Here is an 11,836-nt window from a genome sequence, read left to right as displayed (position 1 = left end):
TCTATGAGCGCAAACTCAAGGATCTCCAAAAAAAACGGGAGCAGGTAGGTGAGGAGATCGCGACGGTTGAGAAATATCTCGAGTTGGCAAAAACCCTCTACCGCGTCGAAGCTGACAAAGCGAAGCTGGCGAGCCTCTCCAGCCAGATCTTCTCGGATAAGGAGGGGCGTCTGTCCTCAGCCGATACGGATGTCGCGTCTAAGTCGAGGGAAATCCTTCTAGGCCGAAGCAAATACGTAGGTATGAGCGTACCTGATGCGGTGTACATGGTTCTCCAAGAGTTAGGTCGTCCATTGCACGCAAAAGAACTTTTTCAACGCCTCAAAGAAGGCGGGATGCCGATCCGGGGAAAAACTCCAGTCACCTCGGTTGCCACATCCTTAAAACGCGACCCTCGTTTTCGCAAAGTGGGGCCCAATACATTTGAAGTCAATCACGAGAAAACTTTAACCAAAGCCGTCTGACCCGCAATGACGGGCATGATTGTATGATCTGAAAGGGGGTGAGTGAATTGGCAGCAACGAAAAAGAAAGCCGCTCCAAAGAAAAAGGCCGCGGCCGCCGCGAAACCCAAAGCAAAAGCAAAGACCAAGAAGAAGTAGCTGTAGAGCCCACCTGCAGTGCCACTGGGAGTGGGGCCACCCACTCCCAGTGTGTTTTTCTTCCCAACTCCCTTAACCACTCACACAACAGAATCACCTGATCGTATCCTGATGCTTGGGATTTCCGCAGACATCAGGTATGCTGGGAAACGGTCTTTCCCCCATTATTTATGCCACTATCCCCTACCGAATATCACTCGTTAACCCGCATCGCCATTCAAGCCGCCAGGCAGGGCGGAGCAATCCTTCTCGACTACGCCAAAAAAGGATTTCAAGTCCATAAAAAGGATCAAGCCATCAACCTGGTTACCGAAGCCGACCTACGCTCAGAAGAAGCCGTCATTCAGGCCATCCGACATGCGTTTCCCGAACACCAGATCCTCAGCGAGGAACAAGGCCTGCAGGACATCCCCCCCCATCCCATCAAATGGATCGTCGATCCTTTGGATGGAACCACCAACTACACCCACGGTTTCCCCATGTACAATGTCTCTATCGGCGTGGAATATGAAGGCACCTGCGTCCTCGGAGTGGTCTATGATCCCACACGGGACGAACTGTTTCTGGGGCAACAAGGGAAGGGGGCCACACTCAACGGCACACCGATTCATGTCTCAGTGACACCTCAATTAAACGAAGCGTTGCTCGTCACCGGCTTTGCCTATGACGTGCACACCGCCACAGACAATAATCTCAAGGAATTTTGCGCATTCACCCTACGTGCGCGCGGGATGCGTCGGACCGGTACCGCCGCGATTGATCTCTGTTATATTGCCTGCGGCCGATTCGATGGCTTTTGGGAACTACAACTCAATCCGTGGGACACTGCGGCAGGAAAAGTTATCCTGGAAGAAGCCGGGGGGCGCATGTCCGATTATGCAGGCCAACCCTACTCCATCTATGGCAGCACCCTTATCGCCACCAACGGCCATATCCATCAGGAAATGGCTGAGGTCCTCCAGAAATGTCGTCAAGAATAAATTCCTCATCTCACCGTTGATCGATTCCCGACCGGGATTACATCAGAGTCTCTTTCGTCCTGCCTTCTGACTACCTATGGTCCTTGCATAACTCTCCACAAGTTTCCGGTTATGTCGGTTCGGCAAGTAACTGTTGAATAGTTTTTTTGGTTTTCTCATAGCTGCCTTCACCGATCCTGGTGTATTGAATATATCCCCGCTTATCGATCAGATACAGCGTCGGCCAATTGCGATTGCGATACTGTCGCCAGTTCCGGAATTCATTATCAATGGGCACGGCATAGGAAATGCGGTGTTCCTGGATATAGGCTTTGACCTTTCCCACCTCGTATTCATATTGGAATTCCGGCGAATGCACCGCAATCACCACCAGCCCTTGCTTGGCATATTTGTCGTGCCATTCTTTGACATAAGGCTCGATGTTCCGGCAATTCCAACACCCGAAGGTCCAGAACTCCACCATCACCACCTTTCCCCGCAATTGCTCCAGGTCTAACTGTTCGGAATTCAACCACGTGGACCTCACAATTTCTGGGGCTTGGGTGTGGCATGCACCATGGATGTGGTAAAAATTGCTAAGACTCCCAATATAACCAAAAAACAAATCATGTGAAGTCGCCCCTATCCCGAAAGGTCATGTTATCCTCCTCTTCCCCAAAACCAGGCCTTTATTGTGTTTGAGATACCTTCATACATCTGGTTTCTCACGGCAGGTAACATGTGGTCTTCTTTACCTCCGACCTATTACAGGCAATAGTTAAAACCTTGTCGGACTATCGGGTGTCAGCGTGTCCTGGTCGAAATGGGAAAAACGAAGATATCGAGGTAGGAAACCCGAGAAAGCCTGAGGGAAATATGGGACAAGCTGGTCCCCTTACGAATTAACAGGAGTAGGTTTTTCGGGAAAGAGGCTTTAACCAGAACATCTGATGTAGAGCAACTTTGATTCTTGACTACCCCATATCCCGGAAGCTGTGATCGGGATTGCGTTCGCCGGCAAAATTCTTTGACCATGAGCTGCGAAACAGAACCACCGCCCGATCCCGGCTGTCTTTGACGACCAAAGCATCTGATGGAGGCTTAAATGTTTCAACATCGCCCACGAGCCAGGCGCTGGATTCATAGGGCAACACATCCACCACCACTTTGACGCGGTATTCGCTTTGCAAACGAAATTCCAGCACATCGAACTGGAGTTTTCCGACGGCAGCCACAAAAAATTCCAGGCCGTCCAGACTCCGAAGGATTTGAATGGTCCCTTCCCTGGCGAGTTGCTCGATCCCTTTGTCGAACGACTTCCGCATGGTGGTATCAGTGGGGCGCACACGAGCAAACACTTCCGGTTGAAATTGTGGAAGCGGTTTATAATTAAACCCGTCGGCAACGGAAATGGTATCGCCGATTTGAAAGACACCCGGATTGATGATGCCGATCACATCGCCGGGATAGGCCACATCGACCGTATTGCGTTCCTTCGCCACCATGCTGTGAGGCCGTGAGAGCCGCACCTCCGAGTTGGTCCGATGATGTTTGACCACCACATCCCGCTCGAATCGCCCGGAACAGACCCGTAAAAACGCCGTGCTGTCCCGATGGCGTGGATTCATATTGGCCTGGAGTTTAAACACATAGGCGCTGAATGGTGTGTCCACCGGATCGATCATGAGTTCACGGCCATCCGGGGCATCCGCTAATCGACCGTGAGCGGAAGGCGCGAATTCCACAAACGCATCGAAAAATGCTTCCACCCCGAAATTGGTCATGGCCGATCCGAAAAAAACCGGCGTGACTTTTCCATGTTGAAAGTCTTCTTTCGTGAACGGGTTCCCGGCAATATCCAGTAATTCCAAATCATGCATTAATTCATCCCAGATATACCCGGCCATACGGTTTTTCACTGAGGGGTCATCCAACGAGAGTTCCATGAGGTCCGGTTTCGACGCCCCTCCCGCAGCCGTTTTGGTATAGAGTAAGACCTGCCGGTTTTGCCGATTCACGACACCGAGAAAGTCCTGTCCCGACCCGATGGGCCAGTTGATGGGACTGGCATGAATGCCCAATACGTCTTCCACTTCTGACATGAGATCCAGCGGAGCCCGTCCCGGCAAATCCATCTTGTTGATGAAGGTCAATACGGGAATCTGGCGAAGACGGCAGACTTCAAACAATTTTCGTGTTTGCGTTTCAACACCCTTCGCGGCGTCAATGACCATGATCGCGCTATCGGCCGCTGTGAGGGTCCGGTAGGTATCCTCGCAAAAATCCTGATGGCCTGGCGTATCTAACACATTGATAACCGCCTGTTTATAGGGAAATTGCATCGCCGAGGCGGTGATGGAGATACCGCGTTCCTGCTCCATTTCCATCCAATCCGACGTGGCCATTTTCCGGTTTTTCCGCCCCCCGACCATCCCGGCAGTGCGGACCAGCCCTGAGTAGAGCAGGAGCTTTTCGGTCAAGGTGGTTTTGCCGGCGTCCGGATGGCTGATGATGGCAAACGTCCGACGCTTACTCGCTTCTGACCGGATTTCTTGTTTGAGTTGAATGGTCGTCATAGTACCCTTTGGGCGAACAGGCCCGATCTATTATAATTTTTCCAACTGACCCTGTGCCCGGGCCAGGCTGAGACGCGAGGCATTGAAGGTGAAGAGGCCTTCAATCAAATTATCTCTGGCTTGCGCCACACGGGTTTGCGCATCGGTGACTTCGAGATTGGTGGCAACACCGACCGCGAACCGTTCACGCGAGAGTTCCAATTCAGTGAGGGAGAACTTCAAACCTTCTTCCGCCACCGCTACTTGCTGTTTGGCCGAACTCATCGTGATCAGCGCATCGCGAACTTCCAAACCCACCTGATATTGCACGTCTTGCATCTTAATTTCTTCCTGCCTGAGGAGACTGCGACTCTCCGAGATTCTTGCTTCCCGCATTCCGCCATCGAAAATCGGCACCCTCATGAGCACCTGAACATTGTCTGTGGTCAGGGCATTGGGCATTTGATTGCCGATCTGGCCCACATCGGCCAGGGCCTGAATGGAGGGAGTCCGTTCATGGGTCACAGAACTTAACGTCAGGGAGGCCAGTCGCTCACGATTTAACTGTGCCTTCAGTTCGGTCCGGTTTTCTTTCGCCACCTGTAAGGCATCTCCTATGGATTGTTCAGAGACATTCACCAATTTCATTTCATCCGTGAGTACCAGCCGCACATCGAACGAGAGCCCCATGGCACGAATCAAATTGAGTTTGGCACGATCCCGCTCATTTTCAGCGACTAATAATCGCTGTCTGGCGTTTTCCAATTGAACCTTCGCCCGCATCACATCCAAACTTGTCGCCATCCCGGCGGATTTTCGTTCGGCCGCCAAACGCAGTAATTCCTTATTCAATGCCACATCGGCGGTCCGAGCATTCACGGCCGCTTTGGCACGAAGCGTTTCCAAATAAATCAGACCAGTGGTAGCCATGGTATCCCGTTTGGTGACTTCCGCATCCAACCCTGCCACATCCACCCCGGCTTTGCCAGCTCGCCACCGTTGAATGAGACTCAAGCTGAACACGTTTTGGGTAAGAAACGCCCGTGCCTCGTAAAAATCCCTGGGGCCAACGACGGTGGCATTCGAGCCAAACGACCCCGTAAAGAATCGACGCCGGGATGCGCCTGCCGTCCCTGAAAGATTGGGCAATAATTCGCCAAGACGGGCATTGGCCACATCCTGCGCCTGGGTAATACGTTCGTTAAACAACCGGACCGTGGGATTTTGATCCACGGCGGCGTCCATAGCCTCTCGCAGACTTAACCGCAATTCAGGAAGGTCCGGAGCCGTTGAAGACTCCAGGGGAGCTGCCCAGGTCACAGGGCTGAATCCGCCCGACACCCCTATGCTTACCACAAATAGCAGTACCACCTTCGAAACCTGTCCTACCATCATATCCTTTCCCTTTGCCTCTTGATTACAGAGAGCCTCCCGAGGGTTGTTGAGCTGCCAATTGAGGCTGTCTTTTCACTGCCCATTTGCGTTGCGTATCGATGACCAGTGTAAACAATGCCGGAATGACAATAAGGGTAAACACCGTGGAGACTAAGAGGCCACCCAGGACCACACTTCCGATCCCCCTGTACAGCTCGGAACCCGCGCCAGAGGAGACCACCAGCGGAAAAAGCCCAAAGAGCGTCGTGAGTGTCGTCATCATAATCGGCCGGACACGGATCTTGACGGATTCGCGAATCGCCTCCCGAAGGGGTAATCCTTGGCCTGATTCTCCTTCGAATGAATCCGCCTCTTCCGGTCCCCTCATAAAATTTAAGGCCTGGTGCACCACGAGAATGGCATTATTGACCACCACCCCGATGAGAATGACAAAGCCTAGCATGGTCAGCACATCTAATGGTTGATACGCGATAAAACTATTGACCAGAGAAAGCCCTAGGAATCCACCGGCTGCGGCAAACGGCACCGTAAAAATAATCACCAGAGGATAGAGAAAACTTTCGAACAACGCGGCCATCAACAAATAGGTAATCGTAAAGGCCAAGAGAAAATTCCATTTTAACGCATCATAGGTTTCGGTGAGATCATCGGCCGTCCCCGACAGCCGGACATTATACAAACGTCCTAGCGTCCCACTTTCTTTCAATGGCCCAAGGATTTGCGTTCGAATGACATCCATCGCCTCCTCCAGCGCCATCTCAACGGGCGGGATCACCTGAATCACAATGGATCGTTCCCGTTCAATATGATTGATTTGTTCCGGCCCCGAGACTAATGTGACATCGGCAATATTGCCGACCGTCGTCAATTGGCCGCCCTTGGTATAAATCGGAATGGAATTGAGCGACTGCGTCTGATTGGCATACCGGTCGACTCCACGAATCGTCAGGTCAACTTCATCGCCCTCAAATTGATAGTCGCTGGCCTTCGCCCCATCGACCAGGGCATCAATAGTAAATCCGAGTTCCTGATTGGTCATTTGCACATCGGCCGCCCGATCCCGTTTCAGGGTGACACGAACTTCCGGGCTTCCCAAATCCAAACTGGGAATGGGCCTGACCTGCGCCTCGGGCAATACCCCTTTCACCTGACCAAACACCTGAACACCCAACCCGACCAGCGTATCCAGCTCCGGCCCGGTGATTTCGATATCAATATTTCGTCCCTCGCCCAGGCCACGCTCAAACAGCCCGCGTTGGGTGATAATCCCAATCACGCCTGGAAGATCGGCCGTAGCTCGGCGAAACAGGGGGATCAATTCTTTGACTCGGTCGGGATCATTCACTCGACCGCCCATAAAGACTGACCGCCCCCGCGCCACATAGAAAAAATTGGCAATGCTGGGGCCATCCAGAGCGGCTTCCTCCGGGGAACCAGGCTTCGCGTCCCAATAAGGGCTTAAGGTCGATTCAATCGGCTTTCCCATTTTGACAAATTCGTTGGCGTTATAACCCGGCGGAGGCAACAGAATGCCAACGACCAGGTTCCGGTTTCCCTGAGGCAGATACTCCGCCTTCGGCAACAAAGCCCAACTTCCCACAAGAGCAATCAAGGTGAACCCTAAAATGGTCACACTTCGCCAGAAGACACTTCCACTGAGGTCATAGACGAGAGAACCCAACGCCTCTTTGATTCGCTCCAATCTGGAAGGCTGTCGTTCCGGTAAGCCCTTCTCTGCCAATGATGATGCATTCCAGACAGTGGTGGCTTCTCTCTCATTGGGTGTTTTGACCGTCCTTAAGACTCGTGCAGATAACGAAGGAATCACGGTCATTGAGACCACCAGGCTCAAGCCCACACCCGCACTAATCGCAATGGCAATATCCCGAAACAACTGGCCGGATTGTTCTTCCATAAACACAATCGGCACAAATACCGCAATCGTGGTCAGGGTACTGGCCAGCACCGCCCCCCATACCTCGACAGTGCCATCATAGGCGGCTTGATATAACGATTTCCCCAATTCCCGGTGACGATAAATATTTTCCAGCACCACAATGGAGTTATCCACCAACATCCCGGCGGCAAACGTCATTCCCGCTAAACTGATGACATTGAAATTCCGGCCCAATGCCCACAGCATAATAAACGTCCCCATCATGCTGATCGGAATAGCCAGACCAACCACCAGGGTGCTACTGCCCGTGCGGAGGAATAAATACAGGATGGAGATCGCCAACAAACTCCCGATGATTAAATTTTGCTGGACAAGAGTCAGTGAACGGCTAATGTAAATGGTTTCATCATAGACCTGAAATAACTGAAACCCTCTTGCCTTCAAAATTTCTTCGTTGAGCTCATCGGCGGCCTCGCGCAGACCGTCCATTGCTTCCAACACATTCGCGCCGGTCTGCCGAATCGCGTTGATCGCGATGGCGGGATGGCCTTTTTGTCGCACCACAACAGTCGGATCCTTGTAATCAATATGGGCGGTCGCCACATCCCGCACATACACCGACGCACCATCACGCCTGGCGATGATGACATTTTCCACATCCTGGGGGTTGAGATACTCCCCCACCGTACGTACGACATACGACCGCTTCCCCTCATCGAAATCTCCGGCACTGTAATCGCGATTCTCCTGATCTAACGCTCGAGCCAAGTCCATAATAGTTAACGCTCTGGACGCTAATTTAGCCGGATCGACCGTCACCCGAAGCTCCCGCTCCCGCCCACCGTAGACATTCGAAGCCGCGACACCCTTCACCCGTTCGAAACGGGCCTTGATGATATCCTCTGCAAAATCCCGCATGGTTTCAATATTGACGGGATTCCCTTCCAAGGTGTCTAAAATAAACCAGGCCATGGCGGCCCCACGGGTATCCGCACTGCTAATGACGGGTTCATCCGCCTCAAGCGGATACTCCTTGACCTGATTCAATCGATTGGAGACTTGGAGTAAGGCCGTGTCGGTATTCGTTCCTGTGGGAAATCGAAGAATAACTTTTCCCTGACCATAGGAACTTTCGCTGAACATTTTCTCCAGGCCTTCGACACCTTTGAGTTGCTCTTCCTGTTCATCGATGATTTCCCGCTCGACTTCATGCGGGCTTCCCCCAGGCCAAACGGTATCAACGGTGACTTCATGTTTTTCCACATCGGGTGCCAATTGCACCGGGAGCTTCACCAACGCCACAATGCCGAACAACACGACTAAGAGCACACCCACGGCCGTGCTGACCGGATAACGGATGGCGGAATGAACCAGATTCATGCTTCTGTCGGCTCCTCTAAGATTCTGACCGACTGCCCGGGCAGGAGGCGCTCATTCCCTTCCACGACTATCTGCATGCCTTCTTCAATAGCTCCCTGTACTTCAACCACGTCCGCAAAATGAGCTACAGGAATCACCGCAACCTGCGTGACGGTATTATTAGCCACAATAAACGCGAATTCCTTGCCCCCTTTGAGGACCAGAGCATCTTTGGGGATCACGACCGCCTGGTACGGAGCGCCCACGGCTAACTTCACCCGTGCGACCATCCCGCTTTTAATGCGTAAATCCGGATTGGCCAACACCACTTTGACCGGAAACGTCCGTGCTGACCGATCGGCTTGGGCGACAACCGAAAAGACTGTTCCTTTGACCTCTTCTCCAGGTAAAGCATCGAACTCAGCCATCACGGGATCCCCGACCCTGACATCCCGCACATATTCTTCCGGGAGCGGCACTTGCACCTCGACCTGAGACAGGTCCACCAATTCCACCACTGGTCCACCCTCCTCCACCCATTGGCCGATTTCCGTGTATTCCTTCGTGATCCAACCGGGAAAAGGCGCCAGGATCCTTGATTTGGTCACTTGATCACGTACCAGTCGAATTTCCGCTTCTAATTGAATCAGCCGCTTTTCTAGAGCGCTCTCTTCAACAACCGCATCATCCATTTCCTTTTGAGTCACCAGTTCTTTGCTAAACAACATCTTAATTCGGTCCAAATCCTTCTCCGCCTGTTCATAGCGAGCTTTGGCTTCACGATGCGAAGCCCCTGCCGAGTCAAGGCGGATGTTTAGCGTGTCCGTCCGAAGACTGGCGAGCAGTTGGCCTTTCTTCACAAACTGACCTTCTTTACCGGGAAAGGCTTTGACCAGCCCCGCCACTTCACTGGCCGCGAGACTTCGCTTGCGCGGTTCCGCTGTTCCTACCAAGGAGACGGATCGCTGAACCTGCTGACTCGATACGGTCACGACCCTGACCGGCGCGGGCGGACGTCCCGTTGGCGGCTGGGCGGCCTCCTGTTCGCTGCACCCCTGCAATCCCTGCACAGCTAGGATCAGGCCAAACAACAACCAGATGGGGCTTTTAGGCAGATATGTCATACGTTTACATTGACCTTTTTAGAGTTGAATTCCCGAGGCCGTTAAGCAACAACGACCCTAACCACTCGCCTTTGTCCACAAGTGATTCTTTGGGGCCTGACTGGAGAATCCAAAGATAGATGGTGGAGTTTAACATGCCATGAAACGCTAAAGAGGTATCTTTGGGATTCACTTTGCGGAATTCTCCGGTCTTGATACCCTCCTTGATGAGATTCGCAACAAGATCAATTTGCGCCAGGTACCGTTTCCACACCCGCTCGCCAAACGCGCTTTTCACCGTCCATTCAAACCCGCTCCACTCAGAGACATAAATACGGAAGAACGCACGGTTTTGATCAGCGAAGGCTAACTTTACCTGAATCACTGCACGTAACTTCTCCTGTGCAGGGAGACGGCTTTGCGTCGCTTCTTCCAACAGGCGGAGTAATTCCTCCACCTTCGCTTCCACTAGAGAGATATAGATCTCTTCTTTGCTTTTAAAAAACCGGTACACCGTCCCCATGGCAAATTGAGCAGCTTCCGCAATTTCCGCCATACTAGTTTTAAAAAACCCGTTCTGAGAGAACCTTCGCTCAGCAGCTAAGAGTATTTCCTCTCGCCGGGCTTCATATTCCCGCTGCTTCCTTTGTGCCCGAGGATTGGAAATCACTTTCATAAATTACCTTTTACTGAAAAAGTTCTAGTCGGCTTTGAATACTCATTCTAAAAGATGAATACTCATTCCACAACATGAACCAATGCTCCAACTCTTTATCGGTCCGGACTCTTCCTTCTCTGATGGGAAAAATTTACCTGGAATCCTATTTTCTGGGCTAGGACCCGGATTTTGAGATACCTTAGGTAAACTTCACAGTCATTTTGTCCTGGGAAGAATCGTCCGAAACGTTATTGACCCAGAATTAAACCTGGGCTGAGAAGCGAAAACCTTCGCCGATCCCCTCACATTGGTGAAACATATCTCTTTGGGGTGACAAGAAGGAAGGATAATGAGTGGAGGTCGGCTTCCTCAAATTCTCGGGAAACCTCAAAGAAGGATAATCATTAGATGATGGCCTGAGAGGGAGAAAGATTGCTCTTTCTAAACTTAGCTTTCTTGTGATTGCATCCAGTCAATGACGTTGGGTCTAAGTACAATATGTACTCAAACATTTAAGACGAAGGCTCCTCGCGAAAGAATCCTAAAAACAGATTTCCGCAGAGAAAAGCACCACCTATCAATAAGCCTCCCACACCCGTATACACGAAGAGTTCCGTCAGAAAATGCTCATGAGCCAGACCACGCCCGATTGACGGGGCAAGGAGAAACATGGTCAGCCAGGAAAGCGGATACAAACTGCTGAGGCCGAGAAAAATTGCGGAGACTTTTTTGTATCGGGATTTCATTCCAGACAACATGGTGAGTAGGATCAGTCCCAGGGAAAATGCGGCAATACCCGTTCCATGGAAATGAGCACGTTGGGCATACCGCCATATCTTATCCGCACTTTTGGCATCATGTACTGCCGGATTCGCTTCAATTCCCTGTTTAATATAGGCTTTATACATATCTTCATTAAGGCCGAAGAGAATTCCCATTCCCACACCAAACATCAGCCCCAACAGCACGAGGCCCAGCCCAACTTTCACAAATTGAATCTCTCGGGTCATCATGTTCACTCCCCACCCTCCATCGTCCTGTCATAAATAATATTTGTCAATCGCGTTTCTCTCAAAATTCATCTCCTATCCTTCACATACATGCGGTCATGAGGATTATGAAGTATGCCCAATCCCCACTTGTCAGTTCTCCGAAAGTGTTGAACCCGTTGGTTGGCTCAGACAGGCGAGCATGGGACTCGTGGATCACAACTGCTCATCCACTGCGGGCCATTCAAGGATGGCGCGCACGCCTCCCAACGGGGATCGCTCCAGATGCAAGGAGCCGCCATACAGCACGGCAATATCAA

General features: G+C 51.7%; 9 protein-coding genes. 2 read left to right on the top strand and 7 right to left on the bottom strand.

The annotated features are described in order from the left end of the window. Both AAH187_RS11290 and AAH187_RS11285 read left to right on the top strand, forming a co-directional pair. The coding region (locus tag AAH187_RS11290; RefSeq protein WP_342348561.1) for a winged helix-turn-helix domain-containing protein at positions 1 to 464 on the top strand (464 nt) is incomplete at its 5' end. A gap of 307 nt (positions 465 to 771) precedes the next feature. Next, a complete protein-coding gene (locus tag AAH187_RS11285; protein WP_342348560.1) occupies positions 772 to 1,581 on the top strand; it encodes an inositol monophosphatase family protein in 810 nt (269 codons plus the stop codon). Between the two features lie 109 nt (positions 1,582 to 1,690). Here the strand turns inward: AAH187_RS11285 and AAH187_RS11280 are convergent, their stop codons facing one another. The 7 genes from AAH187_RS11280 to AAH187_RS11250 form a co-directional block, all read right to left on the bottom strand. Beyond that, on the bottom strand, positions 1,691 to 2,107 hold the full coding sequence (locus AAH187_RS11280; protein WP_342348559.1) for a redoxin domain-containing protein: 417 nt from the start codon (positions 2,105 to 2,107) through the stop codon (positions 1,691 to 1,693). Between the two features lie 427 nt (positions 2,108 to 2,534). Next, positions 2,535 to 4,136: a peptide chain release factor 3 gene (locus AAH187_RS11275; protein ID WP_342348558.1), complete on the bottom strand. Its 1,602-nt coding sequence runs from the start codon at positions 4,134 to 4,136 to the stop codon at positions 2,535 to 2,537. A gap of 30 nt (positions 4,137 to 4,166) precedes the next feature. Next, positions 4,167 to 5,510, bottom strand: coding sequence for a TolC family protein (locus AAH187_RS11270; protein ID WP_342348557.1), 1,344 nt, complete (start codon positions 5,508 to 5,510; stop codon positions 4,167 to 4,169). Positions 5,511 to 5,532: 22 nt separating this feature from the next. Beyond that, positions 5,533 to 8,787, bottom strand: coding sequence for an efflux RND transporter permease subunit (locus AAH187_RS11265; protein WP_342348556.1), 3,255 nt, complete (start codon positions 8,785 to 8,787; stop codon positions 5,533 to 5,535). Beyond that, on the bottom strand, positions 8,784 to 9,890 hold the full coding sequence (locus AAH187_RS11260) for an efflux RND transporter periplasmic adaptor subunit (RefSeq protein ID WP_342348555.1): 1,107 nt from the start codon (positions 9,888 to 9,890) through the stop codon (positions 8,784 to 8,786). The genes AAH187_RS11265 and AAH187_RS11260 overlap by 4 nt, the downstream gene beginning before the upstream one ends. Positions 9,891 to 9,894: 4 nt before the next feature. Then, the gene (locus AAH187_RS11255) at positions 9,895 to 10,545 is read right to left on the bottom strand and encodes a TetR/AcrR family transcriptional regulator (protein WP_342348554.1); all 651 of its coding nucleotides are present in this window, start codon (positions 10,543 to 10,545) and stop codon (positions 9,895 to 9,897) included. 494 nt (positions 10,546 to 11,039) lie between these two features. Next, entirely contained in the window at positions 11,040 to 11,540 is a 501-nt protein-coding gene (locus tag AAH187_RS11250) for a hypothetical protein (RefSeq protein WP_342348553.1), read from the bottom strand. Positions 11,541 to 11,836: the final 296 nt, after the last annotated feature.

The organism is uncultured Nitrospira sp., from assembly GCA_902500695.1.
GTDB lineage: Bacteria > Nitrospirota > Nitrospiria > Nitrospirales > UBA8639 > Nitrospira_E.
The sequence above is the reverse complement of the archived record's forward strand: the minus strand, read 5'-3'. Positions and strand labels throughout refer to the sequence as shown.